The following is a 22,356-nucleotide window of genomic DNA, read 5'->3' on the forward strand; positions in this document are numbered from 1 at the left end:
GTGCTGTTCTGATTGCACGTCACCCGGGGTCGGGCGGCGCGGCGGGCGCCCCGGCGAGCGCCAGCGTGCGGCGGGCCTGCCGCAGCACCGCCTCGTCGACAAAACGCCCGTCCGGCAACGCGTTGGCGCCGTTGCCAGCGGCGAGCAGTTGCCGAGCCGCGCTGATCTCGCCGGCGCTGGGGATGAAGGCGTCCCGGATCACCGGTAGCTGCGCCGGATGCAGCGCGGCCCGGCCCAGAAAGCCCCGGGCCCGCCCGCGGCGGCACGAGTCCGCCAGCCCCGCCAGATCGCGCAGCTGGGTGTACACCGACATGATCGGGGCCGGCAGACCCGCTGCCGCGCAGGCGTTCACCAGCCGAGACCTGGCCCAGTCGAGCCCGGCGTCGTCGGTGACGCCAAGGTCGGCGCGCAGGTCCGCCTCGCCGAGTCCGAGTGAGGCGACCCCGGGGAGCTGAGCCAACTCGAAGGCCCGCTCAACCCCGAGCGCGGACTCCAGCAGCAGGTGGGCCGGCCGGTCACCCGCGCCGGCGATCTGCGCGCTCACCACGGCCGGGTTCGCGCACTTCGGAATCCGCACACCGACCACTGTCGGCAGTTCCGCGACCAGCGCCAGATCGGCTGCGCCCCAGGCGGTGTCGGCGGCATTGACCCGCACCTGTGACGGCCGGTCGACGCGGTCCAGCAGCTCAGGCAGCGCGCGCCGCGCGGCGGCCTTGTGCGCCGGGGCGACGGCGTCTTCCAGATCGATCAGCACCACATCGGCCGCCGAGGCGAGCGCCTTGCGAACGCGATCAGGGCGGTCGGCCGGAACGTAGAGGTACGTGAGGGCCGGCCGCTTGCTCACCTCGCCGGTCACGATTCGTCCGCCCGGCCGCCGCCGGTATCGGCGCCGACGGCACCGTCGGCCGCGGCGACAACACCGTCGGCGAGCAGCCGATCCACCTCCGGTTCGCTGTAGCCGAGTTCGGTGAGCACCGCTCGAGTGTCGGCGCCGGGGTCCCTACCGGTGTGCCGGACCGGCCCGGCACCCTCGGCCATCCGGAACAGTGGTCCCTGCATGGCGAACTCTCCGAAGTCGGGGTCAGCCACCCGCAGCACCGTGCCGAGCGCCTGGAACTGCGGATCGGCCAGGATGTCCGCCGGCTGGTAGATGGGCGCGACGGCCGCCTGTGCCGCCTCGAACTGCTCGATGACATCCTGCTGGGTACGGTCGGCGATCCAGCCGCCCACCGTCGCGTCCAATTCGTCGGCGTGCTCGGCCCTGGTGTGCCCGCTGGAGAACCAGGGCTGCGCAACGAGATCGGGGCGTCCCACCAGCCTGACGACCCGTTCGGCGATGCTCTGCGAGCTGGTCGAGACGGCTACCCACTTGTCGTCGGAGGTGCGGTAGATGTTGCGTGGCGCATTGTTCGCCGATCGATTACCCAGCCGCGGAGCCGCGGTACCGAGCAGATCCCAGCGGGACAGCTGCGGGCCGAGCATGGCCATGATCGGCTCAACGATGGCCAGGTCGATCACTGTGCCTTTGCCCGTCATGGTGCGCTGGTACAGCGCGGTGGAGATGGCGAAAGCCGCTGCCAGCGAGGCGATTCCGTCGGCCAGCCCGAACGGCGGCAGCGTTGGCGGGCCGTCCGGGTCGCCGGTGGCGGCGGCGAAACCGCTCATCGCCTCGGCCAGGGTGCCGAAGCCCGGCCGCCGCCGGTACGGCCCGATCTGGCCGAACCCGGTGATCCTGGCCAGTACCAGGCCGGGGTTGTCGACAGACAGCTCCGGGTAGCCGAGGCCCCAGCGTTCCAGTGTGTCGGGCCGGAAGTTCTCGATCACCACATCGGCGCCGGCCGCCAGCCGGCGGAACACCGCGGCTCCCTCCGGCGTCGCCAGATCGATCTGAACGGTGCGTTTGTTGCGGCCCAGCGTTTTTGACCAGATGTTCTGGCCGTTCAGTTCCGGCCCGTGCCCACGCGCCGGATCGGGGCGGCGCGGGTGCTCCACCTTGATCACCTCGGCACCGACGTCACCGAGATGCATCGCCGTCATCGGGCCGGCGAACAGGGTCGACGCGTCGATCACGGTGATCCCGTGCAGCGCTGCGGTTCCGGTCACCGGGCGGCGTCACTCGGGTTCGTTGCCGGGCCACCGGGTGCGTCCCAGGCGACCCGGAAGCCGATGTTCACCGATCGGCCGAGACCCATGCCCGGGAGCAGATACTTGGCCGAAAACTCAGGGTCCTGCGGTCCGCCGTCGAAGTACCAGGCCGATCCGGTCGGCTGGTAATCGGATCCGCCCTTGAGCATGACGAACCGGGTGCGCCCGTCGGTGTATTCACTTTCGGTGAGATTCCAGACCAGTGGGGTGCGGCGGCCGAACCGGCGGTCGCCGGCAGCCAGCTGCCATTCGTCCTCGGTGGGCAACCGGCCGCCGACCCAGCGGGCGTATGCCCTGGCATCGGGCAGATCCACCTCGGTGACCGGCCGGTCGGCGTCCGCCTCGGACACCGCGCGACCCCACCAACTCGGCAGGATGCGGCTACGGGTGGCTGCGCGGTAGCCGGTGGCGGCAACGAACCTCGCGAACTCCCGCTCGCTCACCTCGGCGACCGCGACCGCCAGCGGGACGATGAGCTCGCCGGACCGCTCCAGCGTGCGCAGATCGTGCAGGCGTGGTGGCAGTGGCTTCCATTCGTTGACGAACGGCGCGCCCTCGTACATGCCGGTCTCGCGGCTGCGGTAGCGCACAGTGAGCCGGTACGGCCCGGCAGGCACCGTCACGGTCGGAACGGTCGGCGCTGTTGCGGTCGGTGCTGTTGCGGTCGGAACGGTCGGCGCTGTTGCGGTCGGTGCCGTTGCGGTCGGAACGGTCGGCACCGGTGAGGTCGGGGCCGGCAGTCGCTGCCGACGCTGTGCCGCGGTGACCCGTTGCGGTGCAAGGGATCCGCTCGCAGCACCGGCAGCACCAGGTTCGCCCGGTGCGCCGGCCGGGTCGACCACCCGCACCGGCGCGCGGTGCCGGAACGCGGAGGACGCCGGTTCCGGTGGCTCCGTCGGCAGCCAATCCGGGCGGTCGGTTGAGCCGGCGCGCTGCCAGGCGCCGCCGATGCCGCCGGCCGGTACCGTGATCGCCGGAATGCCGTCGACCAGCGGTGCCGGCGCGCCGGACCATACGTCCCAGACCCGGCCGTCCGGGGTGAGCGGGAGCGGCACCGTCACATCGACATCGGAACGATTGATCAGTGCCAGCAGTACCTGGTCACGGTCGCGGAAGCTGGAACCGTAGACCCCGGCGTCGGCGGTGTCGTCGCCCAGATCAACCAGTGGCGTCCATTCCCCGTCGGCGAGCAGATCGGCGAGACCCCGCTGTATCGCTGCCGCCCGGCGCAGCATCTGGGCATCCCGATCCGACCAACCCACCCAGACCCCGAAGACGACCTCCCACACCATCACCCCGACACCGTTGAACCAGGCCGACTGCAACTCCTCGGCATGGTTGCGGTGCCAGCGCCGGACGTGGTGCAGCATGTGCCGCCGCTCGAACCAGTGTGCCCGGATCACCCCGGGCACCGGGGAGTCGGCGAACCACTGCGCCCACGACAACGGATGGTCGGCGAGCGCCGCCACCGAGACCCTGGACTCACCTTGCACCGCCACGCCTTCGACGCTCCAGTTGACCCTGGACAGCAGCCCGGAACTGCCCTCGCGCATGGTGTCGAGGAAGATCCCGTCAACGGCGAACTCGCCGGCAAGCGCACTCAGTGCCTCAGGGTCGCCGCCCGCAGCCAGACCCGGCCGGCTGCCGACGTCCCACGGGTTGTAGTCGACGAAAACCCGCACCCCGGCGTTGTGCAGCTGGGCGACCAGTTCGTCCAACCCCGCGATGTCGCGATAGAAGTCCCACTGGTTGCGGTCGTCGATGCCGATCACCGGATAGGCATGCCAGAGCACAATCGCATCGAAGCCGCCGAACCGGAAACGGGCGTCGGCGAGCAGCCGCTCCGGGGTGAACCGGTGCTCGTCCCAGTCGTAGAGCAGCTCGTCCCACAGCCATACCTGGGAGATGACGAAGCAGCGCCGGATCCACTCCATGTCGGCACGCCGGTACATGGTGTCGTCGTACGAGAACCGGGCGACCGCCTCGCGTCGCCAGCGCTGCAGTTGCTGCCGCCACGCCGGCCAGAGCGCCGGATCATCCGGTGCCGCAAGGATTTTCGCGTCGTCCAGCCCTGACAGGTCGGCGTCGGGATCGAGCGGAACCTGCTGTGGCCGGTCCAGCGGCCGCGGGATCAGCGGGTTGAACGCGAGTTCGATGCCGGGGTACTCGCTGACCGACGGGCCAGTGATCGGGCCGGGCGTCGGCCCTGCGTGCCGGCCGGGGCGGCGTCCGGCCCCGACGGTGACAGCCGCCCGGGCGGGCGCCCCGGACACGGTCGGCCGCGCCGGGCGGGTCAGGAACGACATGTCGACTCCCGCACCACCAGCCGGGGCGTCACCGTTCGCATCTGCGGGGGCGCCGACGGCTCGGACATCCTGTGCTGCAACAGCTCAGCGGCAAGCCTGCCGCGCTCGCGCGAACGCAGGCTGACGCTGGTGAGCGCCGGCGAGAACACCCTGGCGAAGGTGATGTCGTCGATGCCGGCGACGGCGAGCTGTTCGGGTACCGCCACGCCCGCGCTGAGCGCGCCGCGGAGAATACCCAGCGCCAACAAATCGTTGGCGGCCAGCACCGCATCAGGGCGCTCTGCTTTCGACAAGGCCGCGAGCTTGTTCCACGCGCGCTCGCCGGAGCGCACCGTGAACGAGCCGGTGACCAGTACCCGGCCGTCATCGTGCTGCGCGAGCTGCCGGAACGCGGTGAGCCGGGCGGAGCCGGGCGCGGTGTCCGGCGGCCCGCCGACAAAGGCGATCCGAGCCGCGCCCATCGACTGCAGGTGCCGGTAGGCCAACCGCACCGCGCCGGCCGAATCGATCCGGACGCTGTCCAGCGGTACCGCGTCGGCCAGGTTGCCGACCACCACCACCGGGATGGGAGAGTCGACCAGGCTGCGCAGCAACTCGCTGCTGCGGCGCAGCGGGCTGATCACCAGCCCGTCGGCGAGCCCGCGAGAAAGGTTGCGTACCAACGCCGAGAGCTCGGACGGCTCCTGCCCGGTGGAAGCGATGCTGAGCCGGGCCCCTGATCCGCTGAGTCCGTCGACGACGCCCTGCATCAGCTCGCTGTAGACCGGGTTCCCGATGTCGTCGACGGCCAGTGTCACCTGCCGGCCGCTGCCAAGTTTCAGGCTCCGTGCGGCGGCGTCCGGCAGGTAGCCGAGCTCGGCAGCAGCCGCGCGTACCCGATCCGTGGTGTCCGGTCGTGCGGCCTTGCCGTTGAGCACCCGTGATACCGAGGCGATCGACACCCCGGCCCTCCTGGCCACCTGCACCACGGTCGGGCGGCGGGTCGTCACGAGCGTTCCGATGTGAGCACCGGTGACGCGACGGCCGCGGCAACCGCGGCGGTCCGCTCGATCAACGTGTCGACGGCGACCCCGTTCTCGCCGGGAATGCTGGTGTGCAAGCCGCCGGCCAACGGCCGGGTCCAGTGTTCGGCGATGGCCCCGGGACCGGCCGCGGCGCCGATCAGACCCCCGACGGTGGCACCGTTGGAGTCGGTGTCCCAACCGCCCATCACCGTCAGGCCCAAGGTTCTGGTCACGTCGCCGCGGCCTGCGGTCAGCGCGAAACATACCAATGCCATGTTGTTGAGCGCGTGCACCCAGTGCACATCCGCGAACGCTGTCTCCAGGGCCTGGTACGCGCCGCGCGGATCCTGCTGATACCGCGGGTCGGCGCCGAGTTCGCGGCCCAGCCTGATGGCGGTTGCCATTCGGCTGGTCGGTGGCACCACGGCGGTGCCGGCGTCGATGGCCGCGTCGATCCCGGCGCCGGTCACCGCGACGGAGGCGGCAGCGGCGACAAACATGGCACCGTACAAGCCGTTCCGCGCGTGGCTGACCGAGGCGTCCCGCCATGCCCATTCCGCGGCCCTGCGGGGGCGCCCCGGGTTGACCCAGCCGTACAGATCGGTGCGGATCTGCGCGCCGATGAACTCCCTGAAGGGATTGTGGGTCAGCGCCGTCGCCGGCGGGCTGAGGCCTTCCAGCAGGTTGCGCAAGGCGACTCGCTCGGCGGTGAAGGCACGACCCACCGGCAGATCCAGCAGCCAGGCCCGCGCCACGTCGTCGGCGGTGAAGTCGGCACCGTGCTGCTCGGCCGCCCGGTGCGGCCGCAACCGGTTCTCCCGCAACCGGTTCTCCCGCAACCGGTTCTCGAGTAAGCGGAGCGCCATCAGCGTGTAGTTGATGTCGTCGTCCTCCGGTACCCCGGAGATGTTCTCCTCGAGGCTGGTACCGCGGCTGGCCTTGTTCCACGGCCAGCGCCCGGTGACGTCCGGATCGAGTCCGACGGCGGTGAAGTAGCGCTGCAGTGGCCACCTTCCGGTGCCGCGCAGGATCTCCTCAATGCCTTGCCGCGGAATCTTTTCCACCGGCTTGCCCAGCACACAACCGACGATCCGGCCCCACCAGGCACCGCGCAGCCGCGTCCGGTCCACCGCGGCGGGTGAGTCGGTGTCGGGGCCGAGGGTGGCGACGATCTCGGGCCAGCCGTCCGGCTCGGCTCCGGCGGTGGGGTCCGGCATCCGGTCGAGCTCGTCCAGGAGTTCGACGGCCAGCGCCCGTTGCCGCGGGTCGGCGACATCGCCCGAGGCCCCGCCGTAGGGCGGGGCCACCGGCAACCCGGTAGCCGCCCACCGGCGCCGGATGTCGGCGACGTCGCGACCCTGCTGGGCCGACTGCCGCAGTTCATGGCGGATCAGGTCTTCCGGTTGTACCCAGGTCAACCGCATCAGGCCGGCTCGCCCCCTGGCCGGGAGGTAGCGGCGACCGGCGGGGCGGTGAGAGCGCTGAAAGCGTTGTCGCGGGCCGCGAATGCTGCCTTGTCGGCGGCGTGGATCTCGCTGGCGATCTCGGCCATTGCGATGCCACCGGCGCGCAGGTCGAGCTGGGAGCCGGTGGAGACCGCATCCACCCACTCGGCCGGCACCGCGGCGGCGCCGCCGAGCGCCCCGGCGATCGCCCCACCCATGGTGGCGATGGAGTCCGAGTCCCTGCCGTAATTGGTGGCACCCAGGATGCAGCCGGCAACATCTCCGTTGGTGGCCTTGAGGAAGCCGAGCGCCACCGGAAGTTCTTCGATGGACTTGAGCCGGCTGGGTCGGCGGGAGTCCTGCGCCGGGGTGCGGTACTGCTCGCCGACGGTGTCGAACGGCCGGATCGCTTCCCGCAACGGCGAAATCGCCTGCTGCCAATCGGTGCCGGGCTCGACGGACGCCAGTACCGCGGCGATGGCGTCGGCGGTGCCGTCCTTGGCCAGCGCGGTGACGGCGGCGAGCACGTCGTCGACGGTGGCGCCCGGCGCCATGGCGGCGGCGACGGCGGCGGCGAACACCGCGGCGGCCTCCCGTCCGTAGCTGGACTGGTGCGCGCCGGTGATCTCGATGGCCTCGGCGTAGGCGCCGGCCGGGTCGCCGGCGTTGGCGATCCCTACCGGTGCCATGTACATGGCCGCCCCGCAGTTCACCACGTTACCGACACCCGCCTCGCGGGGGTCGTTGTGCCCGTAGTACAGCCTGGTGACCAACCACTTCTCGGCCAGGAAGACCCGCAGAATCGGTACGGTCTCGGTCTCCAGCTCGGGGATCCAGGTCTTGTCCGTCATCATCAACGGCACCAGGTCGCTGGCCATGTCGAATGCCGTCAAGTGCCTGCGGTGCTTGGCATACACCTTGATCAACAGGTTGGTCATCAGGGTGTCGTCGGTGACGTGCCCGTCGCCCTTGTGATACGGCGACATTGGTTTTGCGGTGCGCCAGTCCTTCATGAAGTAGTCGACGATGCCGGTCACCGGCCCGTCGTAGCGTTGCACGATCTCGGTGTGCGAACGACCCTCGGTGGCGCCGCCGATGGCGTCACCTACGGCGGCGGCAGAGAGGGCGCCGATAGCTTTGTCCTGCAACAGGTTTGCGGGGGATGTCATGAGTTGCTTTCAGTGCGGTGCTGATCGTGGATCGGTGGTTGGGTGGGTGCTGGTGCGTGCGGGACGGCGCCGGTGGCCGGACGCCGGCGGTGGTCAGGACTTCCAGCCGTCGGTGAGCTCCTTGGTGAGTCCGGCCTCGTCGATCTCCCCGGCCAGGAACTTCTGGTAGGCAGGGGTGGCGTAGTTCTCCTTCCAGTCGGGGAACTGGTCGGCCTTGTTCCACGGGGCGTCGACCAGCTGGTCGGCCGCGGCGAGCATGGCGGGCCAGCCGTTGGCATCGCCGACGTTCTTGGCGACCAGGTCGGCGGCCGGTTTGGTGACCGGGATCAGCGAGTCGCCCTGCGCGATCGCGGCGAGATTCTTGGCCTGCATGTAGTACGCAATGAACTGGGCTGCCTGCGCCGGGTACTTGCTCTGCCTGGCCACCGACAGCGTCTGCGGATTGCTGGCCTGGTGCTGGTTGGTGCCCTTCAGCAAGGGCAGCATGGTCCAGTTGAATCCGTCGGGCGCTTCTTCCTGGATCTGGGTGGCGACGTAGTTGCCGGCCATCACCATCGCGTATTTGCCGGCATAGAAGCCTTTGAGGGTGTCGGTCCCGGACAGGCTGGTGGAGTCGGCTGCCATGCTCTTGTCCTGCAGCATCTTCCGCAGCAGGCTGGGCACGGCGAGTTCTTTGTCGGTGATGGAGATCTTGGGTTTGGCCTCGTCGCCGGTGACGAAGGTGCCGTCGAAGCCGAGCGAGGTGCTCATGATGCCGGCGGTGGGCGACTTGAGGCCCCAGGCGAAGCCGCTGGTGCCGCCCTTGGTGAGCTTGTTGGCGTTGGCGTGCATGGCGTCCCAGGTCCACGGTGCGTCAGCGGTCGGTACCGCCACACCGGCGGCCTTGAGCAGGTCGGTGTTGGCGAAGACGGTGTACACCTGGGCGATGGTGGGCACCGCGGTGATCTTGCCGCCGTAGGTGACCGAGTCCCAGACCGATTGCGGTACCTGCTGTTTCAGATCGGCCGGGATCAGTGAGCTCAGGTCGGCCAGGTTGCCCTGCCGGGAGAACCCGGCGATGTCGGCGGCCTCGTCGTGAATGATGTCGGGCGCCTGCTTACCGGCGAACTGGGTGACCAGCTTGTCGTGCACCGAGTTCGGGTCGACCTTCTGCACGGTCACCTGGATGTTCGGGTTGGCGGCGTTCCACGACGCCACGATGTCTTCGGTGGCTTTCACGGTTGCGTCCTGGAAGGCATAGGTGGAGAACGTCAGCGACACCTTCTGATCGGCGGCCAGCGACGACGGGGCGGGGGACTCACCGCCGGAGCCGCTACCGGAGCCGCTGACGCAGCCGGCCAGCAGGGTGAGCGCGGCCGCCGTCGAGCCCAGCATCAGGCTGGAGCGGGCAATTCGGGTACGGGTCACGGCTGGAGTTCCTTTCCGGTGGTCGCCGGGCCGATGGCCGGGCGATGCGAGATTCGGCTGGGGCGCAACGGTTGTGGCGTCGGCACGATCGGGGTGAGGCACAGCGCTTGGCGTCCGGCACACATTCGGCATCAACCCTTGACCGATCCGGACATGATCCCGGCGACCAGCTTGCGTTGCGCGATCGAGAAGATGAGCAGGCTGGGCAGAGTGGTGAGCAGCGCCGTGGCCGCCAGCGGGCCGAGATTGACCGAACCTTCGGCCCCGACGTAGCGGGCAAGCAGCAGCGGTGCGGTCTCCTTGGCCGGGTCGGTGATGATCACCAGCGCGAAGAAGAACTCGTTCCAGGCGGAGATGAACGCGAACATTCCGGTGGCAACGATCCCGGGCAGCAGCAGCGGAAACACCACCCTGGCAAGGATGTTCAGCTTGGAGGCGCCGTCCATGGCCGCGGCCTCCTCAAGCTCTTTGGGGATGGCCGACACGTACCCCATCAACATCCACAGGGTGAAGGGCAGCGCCCACACCACGTACACCACCACCAGTCCGGTCAGCGTGTTCAGCAACCCGAGGTTGTTGAGCAGTACGAAGACCGGGATCACGATGAGGATGAACGGGAAGATCTGGCTGACCAGGATCCAGCCGACGCTGACCGTGCGCACCACGCTGCGCAGCCGTGCCAGCGCGTAGGCCGCCGGCATGGCGATCACCGTGGTGACCACGGCGGTGGACGCGGCCACGATCAGCGAGTTCAGCAGCGCCTGCGGCAGTTGGGTCTGCTCGAAGGCGATCCGGAAGTTCTCCGTCGTCCAGTCGACCGGGAACAACGTCGGGGTGAGCTTGGCCAGCTCCTGCGGCGACTTGAACGCTGTGGACAGCAGCCACAGCAACGGGAATCCGAGGAAGACGATGTAACCGACCAGCGCGACGTACTGGCCGAACCGCCCCCACAGGCGCAGCCAGTTGCGGCGGCGTGGGGCCGCGGGCGTGCGGCCGGCCTGCTTCCCAGTGGAGAGCTGCTCGCTGACGATGCTCATTGCGATTGCCTCATCTGCCGCCACAGGTACACGCCCATGATGGCGAGGACAACGACCACCATGGCGTTGCCGAGCGCCGAGGCGTAGCCGAAGTTGCCGGACTGGAAGGCCGCGTTGTACGCGAACAGCATCGGCAACATGGTGCGGCCACCGGGGCCGCCCTCGGTGAGCACATAGACAAGGCCGAAAGAGTTGAAGTTCCAGACGAAATCGAGGCTGGTGATGGCCACCACCACCGGGCGGATCGCCGGCCAGGTGACCGTCCGGAAACGCGTCCAAGCGCCGGCCCCGTCCAGCGCCGCGGCCTCGTGCAGATCGGCCGAGACGTTCTGCAGCCCGGCGAGCAGTGCGATGGTGGTCTGCGGCATCCCCGCCCAGACCCCGACCACGATGACCGCGGGCAATGCCATCGAAAAGTCGCCGAGCCAGTTGATGTTGCGGTCGGTGATGTTCAGACCCTGCAGCGCGGCGTTCAGAATCCCGCCGTCGGGCGCATAGATCAGTTTCCACAGGATCGCCACGATCACCGACGGCATCGCCCACGGCACCAGCGCCAGTGGCCGGACCAGCCACTGCAGCCGCAGGCCGGCGTTCAGCAGTAGTGCAAGGCCGAGCGCCAGCAGGAACTGCAGAATGGTGACGCTGAACGCCCAGATCAACCCGATCTTGAACGACTGCCAGAACAGGTTGTCCTGGAACAGTTGTCGGTAGTTCTCCAGCCCGTTGAAGCGGTACTGGACGTCGAAGCCGGCCTTGGCATCGGTAAATCCCAGCCAGATGCCGTTGAGCAGCGGGTAGACGCTGAACAGCACAACCGGGAGCAGGCTGGGCAGCAGCAGGAACCAGGTGCTGCGGCCACCGATTCCGCCGCTGCTGCGGCGCTTTCGACCCGGCGGCGGTTGCGGTGCTGCCGGTGCGCCAGCTGGTGACGCAACGGAGGTCTGCATCGACTCCCTGTCCTCATCCGGATCGGCGCTCGCGTCGCCCGTGCCGTAAACGTTTACAGTACGGCCGATCGTGCCTGTCGCCGACGCCACTGTCAAGCACTCGGGCACACTGCCACCCGTGACTGGGACAGAACTGACGGTGGTGGTCGGCGTGGTGATGCTGCTCGGCCTGCTCGGCGTTGCGGTCCCGCTGCTGCCCGGCCTTGCCCTGATTGCGGCTGCCGCATTGTGGTGGACGCTGGCCGACGGCCCCTCGGCCGGACACTGGGTGGTGTTTGCGGTGATCGTCGTGGTCTGGGGCGTCGGCTTCGCGCTGAAGTACGCGGTACCGGCCAAACGCACCACCGCTTCCGGTGCTGTCGGCAGCTCGCTGCTGTTGGCGGCGCTGCTCGGAGTGGTGGGGCTGTTCGTCATCCCGGTGATCGGTGCGCCCGTAGGGTTCGTGCTCGGCATCTATCTGGCCGAACTGCGACGGCAGCGCTCGTCCGGGGCGGCGTGGCGCAGCACCAAGGCTGCTCTCACCGGGATAGCCCTCGGCATGCTGATCGAGTTCTGCGCCGGCGCGTTGATGATCGGCGTGTGGGTGCTCGGGCTGATCCTGGTGTGAGCCCACCGGTTCGGCGATCCGGCGTTGCCTACCAGGCTGCCGAGCGACAGCCGGGATACTGGGCGGGTGTCGATCCTGCCTACCGCCGCTGCCTCGCCGGCACGGCGGCATGTCCGTCGCCGCCGGACCGGCGCGCTGCTGGCGGCGCTGTCGGTGGCGCTGCTGACCGCACTGACGGCGTGCACCTCGACCCCGGCACCGGACAACAAGACGCCCGACCCGATCGCCCCGATGCAGCAGTTCATCACCCACCTGCAGGCCGGCGAGATCGACGCCGCCGCAGCCATGACGTCCGACCCCGGTGCGGCACAGCAGCAGCTGCAACGGGTGACGGACGATCTGGCCGCCAAAGAAGTGCAGGTGCAGCCGGGCGTCATCGACCGCCGCAGCGACGACGTGGCGGTGACGGCGGTGCGGTACACCTGGCAGCTGCCCACGGCGGGCTCCTGGAGTTACGACGACAGCTGGACCTGGCGGCGATCAGGCACCGGTGTCAAGGCCGACTGGATCCTGGAGTGGGCGCCGACGGTGATCCACCCGCAACTCGGTGCGCAGCAGAGCATCGGGCTGCGGGTCGATGAGGCCGACGCCGGGATCCTGGTCGACCGCAACAACCGACAACTGGTGGCGCCGGTCAAGGTGTACTCGGTGCAGGCCAAGCGTTCTGCGATCAAGGACGTGCCTGGTACCGCCGCTGCGCTGGTGGCGCTGCTGCGCGGCTACGACAAGACACTCGACGCCAAGACCATCGCCGACGGGATCGGCAAGGCCGACCCGTCCATCGGGTACACCGTGATCAACCTGCGGGAGCCGGAGTTCGCTCAGGTCCGCCCGAAGCTGGAGTCGATCGCCGGGCTGTCTTTCCCGTCACAGCTGCGAAACCTCGGGCCCAGCAAGAACTTTGCCAGGACGGTGCTGGCACAGGCGGAGCCGGTGGCGGCCAAGCTGGCCAACGGCAGCGCGGGGTGGAAGATCGTCTCGATGGATTCCACCGGGGCGGCGGTGAAGACACTGTCCCAGCGCGCCGGCGAGAAGGGCAGCAAAGTCACGCTGACGCTTGACATTCCGACGCAGCAGGCGGCGGAGCAGGCCATCGCCGGCATCAAGGAGCCGGCCGTGATCGTGGCGATCCAGCCGTCCAGCGGCGACATCCTCGCGGTGGCGCAGAACGAACCGGCCGACGTACAGGGTGCGATAGCGCTGACCGGGCGATATCCGCCGGGGTCGACCTTCAAGATCGTCACCGCGACGGCCGCGGTCGACACCCTGTCGGCCACCGCCGACACCGTGCTGCCGTGCCCTGGGCAGTGGACGGTGAACTCCCAGGTGATCCGTAACGAGGGTTTCGAGCTGGGTGACGTGCCGATGCGGCTGGCCTTCGCCAAATCGTGCAACACCACCTTCGCCGAGTTGGCCAGCAAGATGCCCGACCCGGCGCTGCCGGACACCGCCAAGCAGTACGGCATCGGCCTCGACTTCGTGATCCCCGGCATCACCACGCTCACCGGCTCGATCCCGATGCCCGCCAACATCAATCAGCGCGCCGAAGCCGGCTTCGGCCAGGGCCGTGACCTGGTGACGCCGTTCTCGGCGGCGCTGATGGCGGCCACCGCCGCGACCGGGAACATGCCGGTGCCCACCCTGATCCGCGGACAGAAAACCACGGTGGATCAAAAGGTTCCGCCGCGCAGCCCCGCCGCAAGGCAAACCGTCAACTCGCTGATGCGCGCCGTGGTGACCGACGGCACCGCCACCCTGCTGTCCGCCGACGGCACCGCCGCCCAGCCGGTCTTCGCCAAGACCGGCACCGCCGAGTACGGCGAGAAGGGCAAGATCAAGGCGCACGCCTGGACCGTCGGCTTCCGCGGCGATCTCGCCTTCTCCGCGCTGATCGTCGGTGGCGACACCTCCAAGCGCACCAACGAAGTGCTGCACCAGTTCCTCGCCAAGGTGCCCGCGTCCTAAGTCGCGCGCTCGAAGCCGGCCAGCAATCGGATGGTCGGCAGGTTCACCAGGAAGACGCCCAGATAACCGACACCCGCGACCGCCCAGATCCAGCGGTGACGCGGGCACGCAGGACAGGCCCGGCGCCGCCGCCGGTCTCGCCGCTGACTTGCGTAGGGTCGCTGGGGTGAGTCGTCAACCCGTTGCAGCCGGTGTCGTCGGGCCGTTGCGCCAGGTGCCGGCGAAGATCGCCCGGCCCGAATACGTCAGGAAGAAGGGGCCGACGCGGTCAACCGGCGGCGACGTCCAGACGCCGGAAACCGTGGAGAAGATGCGGGTGGCCGGGCGGATTGCGGCCAATGCGATGGCGGCGGCGGGCGCGGCGGTAGCGCCGGGCGTGAGCACCGACCAACTGGACGCGATCGTGCACGAGTACCTGCTGGACAACGGTGCCTACCCGTCCACTCTTGGCTACCGAGGTTTCCCGAAGTCGTGCTGCACCTCGCTGAACGAGGTGATCTGCCACGGCATCCCGTCGTCCACCGTGATCGAGGACGGCGACATCGTGAAGATCGACGTCACCGCCTACCTCGACGGCGTGCACGGCGACAACTGCGCCACCTACCTCGCCGGCGAGGTGGCTGAGCCGGTGCGGCTGCTCACCGAACGCACCGAGCAGGCGCTGCAGCGGGCGATCAAGGCGGTCCGCCCCGGCCGGCAGCTCAACGTGATCGGCAGGGTGATCGACACTTACGCGCGGCGGTTCGGCTACGGCGTTGTCCGCGACTACACCGGCCACGGTATCGCCGACACCTTCCATTCCGGCCTGGTGATTCTGCACTACGACGACCCGACATCCGCTGTGGGGCAACGCATCATCGAGCCGGGCATGACGTTCACCATCGAGCCGATGATCACCCTCGGCGGCGTCGACTGGGAACTGTGGAGCGATGGCTGGACGGTGACAACCAAAGACCTCTCGTGGTGCGCGCAGTTCGAGCACACGCTGGTGGTCACCGACACCAGCGCCGAGATCCTCACCCTGCCGGGCTGATCAGCAGTGGCCGCCGGGGGCGGTCGGCAAGTTTCGACCCGAGCTGCCTCCAGTGCGCCGGAAACCGCGAAAATGCCGGGAGTCGCGACATTGGAGGCAGCTCAGGTACAAGCGCGGCCGCGCACTCAGCCGCCGAACACCGAACCGATCGAGCTGCCCCATTCGGATGCCTTGCCGGAGGCCGCCGAACCCCATTCGGATGCTTTGCCGGCCGCCGCGGAACCCCATTCGGACGCCTTGCCCGCGGCCGCGGAACCCCACTCGGCGGCCTTGCTCGCCGCGTGGTCGCCGGCCGCCTTGGCGGCGTTCTTGGTCTTCGCCCAGGCCGCCGCAGCTGCCTTGTCGGCGGCCTTCAGCTGGTCAAGGTCGATGCCGGCTCTGGCTGCGGCGGCCTTGGCGGCCGGCGAATCCAGGTCGGGCTTGGCGAACTTCTTCGGCTGCACGGTGCGGTCGGTGGCAGCGTCGGGGCGCACCCGCGCGGTGAGCGTGTCGGCCGAGGCCGCCGCCCTGGCCAGCACCTCGGGCGAGGCGACGGCGGTGGTGTTGGCCGCGGCGGACACCAGGGGCAGATAGCCGCTGGCCTGGCCGGCCCGGTTCGGGTGGTACGACTCGGTGATCGGCCAGGACAGCCCGTTCAACCACTCCGGGTTGTCGCAAACCGCATGTCCGACAAAGGCATTGGTCGGATCGGCGAACCGGTAGCCGGCATTGCCTGCCGCGGTGCGCAGGGTCGCGTTGAGCAGATCGGCGGTGGCGTTCAGCCTGGATTCTTCCGCGGGGGAGAACCAGGTGCCGGCGTTGCAGTCTTCACCGTTGAACAGCCGCGGATAGCCGACCACCACCACCTCGGCGGCGCCGGCGCGAGCGCGGATGTCGGAGTACAGCCCGGAGAGCCGGCCGGGCAGGGTGTCGCGGATGTAGCCCTGGGCGCCGTCGATGGCGCGGTTGCAGTTGCTCATCCAGCCGGGCAGGGCACACTCGGTGAGCACGTCGGCGAAACCCGCGTCATTGCCACCGACGGAGATGCTGACCCGCCCCGTGCCGGCCGACAGCGAGCTCAGTTGGCCACTGCTGACGTCGGCGACGGTGGCGCCGCTGCACGCCCGAAAGGTGAGTTGCCAGCCCGTGGCCGCAGCCAGCAGCGACGGATAGGCGTAGGTACTGCGCTGGCAGTTGGTGCCGTCGTTCAGATAGCTGCCGGTGCCGACCCCGGAGGAATAGGAATCGCCGAGCGCCACATAGCTGACGGGTGTTGCGGCTGCCGCCGGATTCACCCACCCCGCCGCCACCAGCATCGACGCGCCGCATACCGCGGCCGACCTCTTGATCACCGTGCGCATTCCGACCCCGCCCTTTCGCCTGCTCACTGGACATGTCCGGGCAGCCAGGTCGCCGGTGCTCGGGTGCGCTCACCGGTGTCCCGCCGCGCTGCCTACCGACGAGTATCTCCTGACGGCGCCGGGGTCGGCCAGCCGAAGGCATGGGCACCGCAGCCCAGGCGGCGTGTCGGACCCCACCGGCCGGCGCCGCCGGCAGCGGGTTTCCCGGTCAGCCGGCCGTGCCGGCCAGCGGCAACTTGAGCAGCGCGTTCTCCACCAGCTCGGTGAGCGCGGGATGGATCCAGAACTGTCCGCGCGCCATCTTGTCGGCGGGCAGACCGAAAGACATCGCCTGGATCAGCGGCTGGATCAGCGTCGCCGCCTCCGGGCCGATGATGTGCGCGCCGAGCAGCAGCCCGGTGTCCGGGTCGGCGAGCAGCTTGGCGAAGTTGACGCCGTCCTCCCTTGCCCAGCCGGCGGCGATGCCGGCATACGGCTGCTCGGCGGTCACATACCTGACGCCCTTCGCGTCGGCGTCCTGCTGGGTGAGGCCGACCCCGGCGATCTGCGGCTCGGTGAACACCGCCCACGGGATGAATCGATGATCAATGGAAATCGGGGCGTCGGGATGCAGGATGTTGTAGAAGACCACCTTGGCCTCCCGATTCGCCACGTGCTTGAGCTGCATCGGCGAGCAGATGTCGCCGAGCGCCCAGACGTCCGGCTCGGTGGTGAGCTGATGGTCGTCGACGATCACCCGGCCGGCCGCGTCCATCTGCACCCCGGTCGCGGTGACGTTCAACTCGTCGCCGTTGGGCCGGCGTCCGACGGCGATCAGCAGCAGGTCGGTGCTGATACTGCTGGCCCCGTCGGGACCCGCGAGGTCGATGCGCAACCCGTCGCCGTCCGGGCTGATCCGGCTGACGGTGGTGTTCAGCAGCACGTCGTACTCGTGCCGGGCGTCGATGGTGAAGGCCTTGCTGACGGAAATGTCCTGCGAGCTCAAAAGCCTGTCGCCACGGGCGATCTGCGTCACCGCGGTGCCGAACGAGGAGAACACGTGGGCGAACTCGGCGGCGATGTAGCCGCTGCCGAGAATCACCATCCGCTGCGGCAGCGCCGGAATGCGCATCACGGTGTCTGAGGTGTGCACCTTGCCGGCGACCGCGGGGGAGTCAAGACCGGGAATGTCGGGGATGATCACCCTGGAACCCGCTGCGAGCACGAACTTCTCGCCGACAATCGTCTGGGTGCTGCCGTCGTGCAGCTTGACCTCGAGCGTCTTGTCCCCGACGAACCTGCCGCGGCCGGCATACACGGTGATGTTCGGGGTCTCTGGGCCGGAGCGGTACGCCCGGCCGCCGGCCTCGATGGCGTCGATCCGGGTGAAGATGCGGTCCCTGATGGCGGTCCAGTCCACCTTGTCGACGTGTGCGCTGACGCCGAGGTCGGCGGCCCGCCGGGTGCCCCAGGCCAGGTCGGCCGGATAGACGAACATCTTGGTGGGGATGCAGCCGACGTTGAGGCAGGTGCCGCCGAACTTGCCGTCCTCCACCATCGCGATGTCGACGTGCTCGTAGCCGGGCGGGATGCTGTTGCCCGAACCGGTTCCGATGATCACCAGCTCGTGCCGGCGTACCTCGGGTGTTGTCACTTGCATCTCTCCGTCCCACCGCGATTGGTCGTCATTGCGCCCAACGGCCGGCCGCCCCGGCGCATTCCCTTTCGGGTGTACCGCTCAGGCGGCGTGCGTTCCGACCAGGATGGCCCGGCCGAGGGTGTGGAAGGCGAGGTTGAACGACACCACAGCGGGCGAAGCGTCAGCGTCGACGTCCAGCTCGGGCACGTCCACGGCGTGCACCACGAAGTAGTAGCGGTGCGCCGGGTCGCCCTCGGGCGGCGCGGCCCCGACGAACTGCGCCTGCGACATGTCGTTGCGCACATGAAAAGCCTTGTCGCCGGCGACCTTCTGTAGCTCGGCGTCGGAGCTGCCGGCGCCGGCGGGCAGTTCCGTCACCGAGGCCGGCAGGTTGACCGCCACCCAGTGCCAGAAGCCGGAGGGGGTCGGGGCGTCCGGGTCGTACGAGGTGACGACGTACGACCGGGTACCTTCGGGCGCGCCGCTCCAGCTCAGCGCCGGCGAGATGTTCTGACCGCCGGACGACTCGGCCAGCTGCGCCTTGCCCAGTGGCTGCCCCTCGGTGACGTCGGTGCTGGTGACGGTGAACGACGGCACCTGCGGCAGCAGCTGGTACGGGTCCGGCGCGGTGGGGCGGTCTAGTCCTGGCACGGTGCGCTCCTTTGCTCGGGTGGTCGGTACCCCGACGCTACCGCCGCCCCGGCTGTCGGTGCCGACCGGCCGGGCTCGCCCGGGTGCCTCGCCGGGGCTCTCGCGAGGGCGCTCACCGGTGCTCGCGCGGGGCGGCGGGACTCAGCCGACGCGCGCGATGATCTCCCCGTGTGGGATGACGATCCAGCCGTCAGGGTCGTCGGCCCAGGCCAGCCAGCCCTCGGCGATCGCGGCCAGTTCGCCGTCGCCGACGCCGGATTCCTTGGCCTGTTCGGCGATCCGCGAGTGCCGAATCCGATCGGCCCATGACGATCCCCATGCCCGCCGGCTCTCCGGGTCGGCGTACGTCCAGACCGACGCGGTTGCCGTCACGGCGCCGAGCCCCGCGGCATGTGCCCAGGCCAGCAACCGGCGGCCGGCCTCCGGCTCGCCGGCGTTGGCCCTGGCCAGCCGTCGGTACAGCTCGCGCCAGCGGTCCAACTCCGGCAGTTCCGGGTACCAGGTGAAACCGGCGTAGTCGGCATCCCTGGCGGCGACGATGCCGCCGGGTCGGGTGACCCTGGCCATCTCACGCAGCGCCTGCACCGGATCAGCGACGTGTTGCAGCACCTGGTGGGCGTGCACCACGTCGAACTCGTCGTCGTCGAACGGCAGCCGGTGCACATCCCCGACCACCAGTTCCACCGACTCCAGGTTGTGTGCCGCCAACTCGGATGCGGTGAGCCGCAACGCTTCCGGGTCCGATTCCAGCGCGGTGACGACGCCGGGAGCGACCAGCCGGGCCAGGTCGGCTGTGATGGTGCCGGCGCCGCTGCCGACATCGAGCACGCGGTGACCGGCTCGAAGCTCGGGGATCAGGTAGCTCGCCGAGTTCTCTGCGGTCCGTCGCCGATGCGAGCGGATCACGGAGTCGTGAAAGCCATGGGTGTAACGCCGTTCCGGGGATACGTTGGGCATGCCTCGAACTATAGCGACCATATCGAATAATGAGAAACAGTTCTCAGAGTATGGGAGAGCGTTCCGGAGTCGGGAGGCTAGTCACCGTCCGGCGGCGGCAGCTCCCCGAGCAGCTGTGGCCGGGTGCCGACCGGCCGATCCGGGGCGGCATCCGACCCGCCGGCCAGCGCCCACAGGTGCTCGCTCAGTGCGTCGGCATCCGCCGCCAACACGCCCCGCCGGGAAAAGAAGTCGGTGATGTTGGTGCAGTCACGTCGCAGGAAGCTCAGCCCTTGCGGGTTGGCGATCACGTCGATCACTTGCGGCACATCGATGACGACGCAATGGCTTTCGCCGTCGGACGGGTCGGTCGACACCAACACGTTGTACGCCGACAGGTCGCCGTGCGTCAGGCCGGCCTCGGCGAAGATCTCCAGAGTGGCGACCAGGTCGTGATACAGCTCGGTGTACTCGCTGGAGTCGGCCTCGACTGCGGCCAGCCGCGGCGCCGCCGACCCCTGCTGATCGCCGACGAACTCCATCATCAGCTCGGAGCCGATCAGCTGTACCGGGTAGGGAACGCGCCCGCCCGCCAGCCAAACCTGGCTCAGCGCAGCGAATTCCGCCGCCGCCCACCGGCCGGACAGCAGCTCGCGGCCGAACGCGGTCCGCTTCGCCATCGCGCGGCCCTCCCGGCTGCGCCGGGTACGCCGGCCCTCGAGATAGCCGGCGTCTCGGTGGAACATCCGGTGCTGGGTGTCGCGGTAGGTCTTCACCGCTAGCAGACAGCCAGGCCCGCCGGGCAGCGACCGGTCCAGCAGCGAAACATCCGCCTCCTTACCGGTTTTCAGCACGCCGAGCCGGGTGTCCCTGGCGTTCAGGTCGGTGATCAGCCAGTCCGGAACCGGGTCGGGCCCGCGTTGGGCCACGTCGTACGACGACAGCGGCGAGGGTTCCACCTCGCGGCGGCTCTCGTCACCGACACCGACACCGGCAACGGCACCGATGCCGTCGCCGGTGCGGTCGGGATCGAACCAGTCGGGATCGGCCGGCGAACGCGTATCAGGGTCGCCCTCGTCGCGGTCGACCTCGGAGCGACCGGACCGGCCCTCCGCCACCAACCGGGGCCGGCGGGCCGACTTTCGGCGGCTGTGCTGCGACCGGCCGGCGCGGAGATCATCGTCAGTGTCGTCGTCGACGTAGTCGGCGTACCGCTCGTACGGGTCGGTCGGGTCCGTCAGCTCAGCCGAAGCAGTTGGGTTGGCCGAGTCGATTGGGGTGGAGTGCTCAGGGGTGCCATCGGCGGGATCGGTGCCGCCGGTACGGCCAAGCCGATCGTCGACCGGGGTGTGAGTGGACGAGTGAGAGGCGTTGCGGGACTTGCGGTGTGACATGAGGTTCGAACTCCTGAAGGGGGCCGACCTCGACGCTGGCTGCTCGGTTCAGCAGCGTGGTGCGGGGGAGGTCGGGAGGCTGAAGGACGGGGCTGTTCCGCTTGGGACCGTCATGATGCGTGCCTCCCCTCCGCGGCGGCCGAGCCACCGCATCCGTCGATGTTCCGACGTGCTGCCCGGCTGGTCCGCCGGCTACCAGGACAGTGTGGCAAGCAGTGTCCGGCGCGACAACTGATTTTTTTGCGGCAGCAATCCCGGCTCAGCACAACTGCGTTGCACCCGCTGGCTACGGTGAACATCATGGACAGCGTCTCGACTCCCGCCACCGCCACCGCCGCCGATCTGGATCGGCTCACCGAACGGCCGTTGACCGTTGACGACGCGGCCCAGATCACCGAGTTGCTCTCCGAGGTGGAGGCGGCGGAGCCGGTTGAGGAGCACATCGACGAAGGCCAGGTGCGTCGTGAGCTCACCGGCCCGGCCGCCGATCTTGAGCGCGGCTCTGTCGGCTTGTTCGACGGCGATCGGCTGGTCGGGTTCATCGCCGTCACCGGCATCGGCGACGGCGAGAAATGGAAGGCCTACCTGCACGGCGGCGTCCGCCCGGGGTGGACCAGGCTGGGCCTGGGCACCCGACTGGTGAACACGGCGCGCGAGCTGGCGGCCGCCTGGAAGGAGCGGGACGCGCCCGACCGCGAGGGCGAGCTGCAGATGTGGGCAGACACCAAGCAGACCGGCGCCATCGCGCTGGCCGAAAGCACCGGGTTCGATGTCTGGCGGCACTTCTACACCATGCGGCGCGATCTGACGGAAAACGCGGCACCGATCGAGACCACTGATGTCGCAAGCGGTTTCACTGTCCGGCCGTACGCCGAAGCAGATGGCGAGCCGGTGCGGTTGGCGCGCAACAACTCCTTCGCCGATCACTGGGGATCGGTGCCGACTCCGCCGGAGCGCTGGGAGGCATTCATGGTGGGCAGCCCCGACTTTCGGCCGCAGCACAGCCTTGTTGCCGAGTTCGATCAGGGCGACCCAGCTGTCGCCGAACTCGGCACCCGGATCGCCGCCTTCGTGATGGCCGAGGAGTTCGACGCCCAGACCAAGGCGGAAGGCTTCCGCACCGGCTACATCGCCCTGGTCGGCACCACCCGGCCGGCCCGTGGCAAGGGGCTGGCCAGCGCCCTGCTCGGACGGCAGCTGCTTTCGATGCAGCGGGACGGCTACGCCAGGGCCGAGCTCGGGGTGGACTCGGATTCGCCGACCGGCGCCGGTCGCATCTACCAGCGGGCCGGTTTCATCGAGGCCAGAGCCAGCCGCAGCTACGGGCAAGCGCTGTAGCTGCTGCTGCCGCC

The 22,356-nt window shown here is 69.3% G+C and carries 18 protein-coding genes; 4 read left to right on the top strand and 14 right to left on the bottom strand.

What is annotated here, in order from left to right; translation table 11 throughout:
- Positions 1-19 precede the first annotated feature (19 nt).
- The 9 genes from HKD39_RS00460 to HKD39_RS00500 form a co-directional block, all read right to left on the bottom strand.
- The gene (locus HKD39_RS00460) at positions 20-856 is read right to left on the bottom strand and encodes an HpcH/HpaI aldolase/citrate lyase family protein (RefSeq protein WP_212753729.1); all 837 of its coding nucleotides are present in this window, start codon (positions 854-856) and stop codon (positions 20-22) included.
- Positions 853-2,103, bottom strand: coding sequence for a CoA transferase (locus tag HKD39_RS00465; protein WP_171197890.1), 1,251 nt, complete (start codon positions 2,101-2,103; stop codon positions 853-855). The genes HKD39_RS00460 and HKD39_RS00465 overlap by 4 nt, the downstream gene beginning before the upstream one ends.
- Complete coding sequence (locus HKD39_RS00470; RefSeq protein WP_171197891.1) at positions 2,100-4,451, bottom strand: SUMF1/EgtB/PvdO family nonheme iron enzyme; 2,352 nt, start codon at positions 4,449-4,451, stop codon at positions 2,100-2,102. Before HKD39_RS00470 ends, HKD39_RS00465 begins: the two co-directional genes overlap by 4 nt.
- Positions 4,439-5,440, bottom strand: a complete 1,002-nt coding sequence (locus HKD39_RS00475) for a substrate-binding domain-containing protein (protein ID WP_171197892.1) — start codon at positions 5,438-5,440, stop codon at positions 4,439-4,441. The genes HKD39_RS00470 and HKD39_RS00475 overlap by 13 nt, the downstream gene beginning before the upstream one ends.
- Complete coding sequence (locus HKD39_RS00480; RefSeq protein WP_171197893.1) at positions 5,437-6,879, bottom strand: ADP-ribosylglycohydrolase family protein; 1,443 nt, start codon at positions 6,877-6,879, stop codon at positions 5,437-5,439. The genes HKD39_RS00475 and HKD39_RS00480 overlap by 4 nt, the downstream gene beginning before the upstream one ends.
- Entirely contained in the window at positions 6,879-8,069 is a 1,191-nt protein-coding gene (locus HKD39_RS00485; protein WP_171197894.1) for an ADP-ribosylglycohydrolase family protein, read from the bottom strand. Before HKD39_RS00485 ends, HKD39_RS00480 begins: the two co-directional genes overlap by 1 nt.
- A 93-nt stretch (positions 8,070-8,162) precedes the next feature.
- On the bottom strand, positions 8,163-9,476 hold the full coding sequence (locus tag HKD39_RS00490) for an ABC transporter substrate-binding protein (RefSeq protein ID WP_212753731.1): 1,314 nt from the start codon (positions 9,474-9,476) through the stop codon (positions 8,163-8,165).
- A 131-nt stretch (positions 9,477-9,607) separates the two neighbouring features.
- The gene (locus tag HKD39_RS00495; protein ID WP_171197895.1) at positions 9,608-10,513 is read right to left on the bottom strand and encodes a carbohydrate ABC transporter permease; all 906 of its coding nucleotides are present in this window, start codon (positions 10,511-10,513) and stop codon (positions 9,608-9,610) included.
- On the bottom strand, positions 10,510-11,460 hold the full coding sequence (locus HKD39_RS00500; protein ID WP_171197896.1) for a carbohydrate ABC transporter permease: 951 nt from the start codon (positions 11,458-11,460) through the stop codon (positions 10,510-10,512). The genes HKD39_RS00495 and HKD39_RS00500 overlap by 4 nt, the downstream gene beginning before the upstream one ends.
- A 118-nt stretch (positions 11,461-11,578) precedes the next feature.
- On the opposite strand from HKD39_RS00500, the gene HKD39_RS00505 reads away from it, so the two are divergent.
- The 3 genes from HKD39_RS00505 to map all read left to right on the top strand — a co-directional run bounded on the left by HKD39_RS00505 (position 11,579) and on the right by map (position 15,065).
- The gene (locus HKD39_RS00505) at positions 11,579-12,067 is read left to right on the top strand and encodes a DUF456 domain-containing protein (RefSeq protein ID WP_212753732.1); all 489 of its coding nucleotides are present in this window, start codon (positions 11,579-11,581) and stop codon (positions 12,065-12,067) included.
- A gap of 66 nt (positions 12,068-12,133) precedes the next feature.
- Entirely contained in the window at positions 12,134-14,032 is a 1,899-nt protein-coding gene (locus tag HKD39_RS00510; RefSeq protein WP_171197897.1) for a penicillin-binding transpeptidase domain-containing protein, read from the top strand.
- Between the two features lie 166 nt (positions 14,033-14,198).
- The gene (gene map / locus HKD39_RS00515) at positions 14,199-15,065 is read left to right on the top strand and encodes a type I methionyl aminopeptidase (RefSeq protein WP_171197898.1); all 867 of its coding nucleotides are present in this window, start codon (positions 14,199-14,201) and stop codon (positions 15,063-15,065) included.
- A 125-nt stretch (positions 15,066-15,190) separates the two neighbouring features.
- Here the strand turns inward: map and HKD39_RS00520 are convergent, their stop codons facing one another.
- The 5 genes from HKD39_RS00520 to HKD39_RS00540 all read right to left on the bottom strand — a co-directional run bounded on the left by HKD39_RS00520 (position 15,191) and on the right by HKD39_RS00540 (position 21,004).
- The gene (locus tag HKD39_RS00520) at positions 15,191-16,405 is read right to left on the bottom strand and encodes a GDSL-type esterase/lipase family protein (RefSeq protein ID WP_171198362.1); all 1,215 of its coding nucleotides are present in this window, start codon (positions 16,403-16,405) and stop codon (positions 15,191-15,193) included.
- 208 nt (positions 16,406-16,613) lie between these two features.
- A complete protein-coding gene (locus HKD39_RS00525; protein ID WP_343074507.1) occupies positions 16,614-18,038 on the bottom strand; it encodes a mycothione reductase in 1,425 nt (474 codons plus the stop codon).
- Positions 18,039-18,122: 84 nt separating this feature from the next.
- Positions 18,123-18,674, bottom strand: a complete 552-nt coding sequence (locus HKD39_RS00530) for a YbhB/YbcL family Raf kinase inhibitor-like protein (RefSeq protein WP_171197900.1) — start codon at positions 18,672-18,674, stop codon at positions 18,123-18,125.
- Between the two features lie 141 nt (positions 18,675-18,815).
- On the bottom strand, positions 18,816-19,631 hold the full coding sequence (locus HKD39_RS00535; protein WP_171197901.1) for a methyltransferase domain-containing protein: 816 nt from the start codon (positions 19,629-19,631) through the stop codon (positions 18,816-18,818).
- A 77-nt stretch (positions 19,632-19,708) separates the two neighbouring features.
- On the bottom strand, positions 19,709-21,004 hold the full coding sequence (locus HKD39_RS00540; RefSeq protein ID WP_171197902.1) for a serine protein kinase RIO: 1,296 nt from the start codon (positions 21,002-21,004) through the stop codon (positions 19,709-19,711).
- 300 nt (positions 21,005-21,304) lie between these two features.
- Between HKD39_RS00540 and HKD39_RS00545 the strand changes: the two genes are divergently transcribed.
- A complete protein-coding gene (locus tag HKD39_RS00545) occupies positions 21,305-22,342 on the top strand; it encodes a GNAT family N-acetyltransferase (protein ID WP_171197903.1) in 1,038 nt (345 codons plus the stop codon).
- Positions 22,343-22,356: the final 14 nt, after the last annotated feature.

The organism is Nakamurella aerolata, from assembly GCF_013002705.1.
Classification (GTDB): Bacteria; Actinomycetota; Actinomycetes; order Mycobacteriales; family Nakamurellaceae; genus Nakamurella; species Nakamurella aerolata.

Excerpts from the sequence above, each read along its gene's own strand:
- HKD39_RS00470 (WP_171197891.1), bottom strand. The coding sequence starts at position 4,451 with ATGTCGTTCCTGACCCGCCCGGCGCGGCCGACCGTGTCCGGGGCGCCC.
- HKD39_RS00500 (WP_171197896.1), bottom strand. The coding sequence starts at position 11,460 with ATGCAGACCTCCGTTGCGTCACCAGCTGGCGCACCGGCAGCACCGCAA.
- HKD39_RS00545 (WP_171197903.1), top strand. The coding sequence starts at position 21,305 with ATGGACAGCGTCTCGACTCCCGCCACCGCCACCGCCGCCGATCTGGAT.
- HKD39_RS00520 (WP_171198362.1), bottom strand. The coding sequence starts at position 16,405 with ATGCGCACGGTGATCAAGAGGTCGGCCGCGGTATGCGGCGCGTCGATG.
- HKD39_RS00485 (WP_171197894.1), bottom strand. The coding sequence starts at position 8,069 with ATGACATCCCCCGCAAACCTGTTGCAGGACAAAGCTATCGGCGCCCTC.
- HKD39_RS00540 (WP_171197902.1), bottom strand. The coding sequence starts at position 21,004 with ATGTCACACCGCAAGTCCCGCAACGCCTCTCACTCGTCCACTCACACC.
- HKD39_RS00535 (WP_171197901.1), bottom strand. The coding sequence starts at position 19,631 with ATGCCCAACGTATCCCCGGAACGGCGTTACACCCATGGCTTTCACGAC.
- HKD39_RS00495 (WP_171197895.1), bottom strand. The coding sequence starts at position 10,513 with ATGAGCATCGTCAGCGAGCAGCTCTCCACTGGGAAGCAGGCCGGCCGC.
- HKD39_RS00480 (WP_171197893.1), bottom strand. The coding sequence starts at position 6,879 with ATGCGGTTGACCTGGGTACAACCGGAAGACCTGATCCGCCATGAACTG.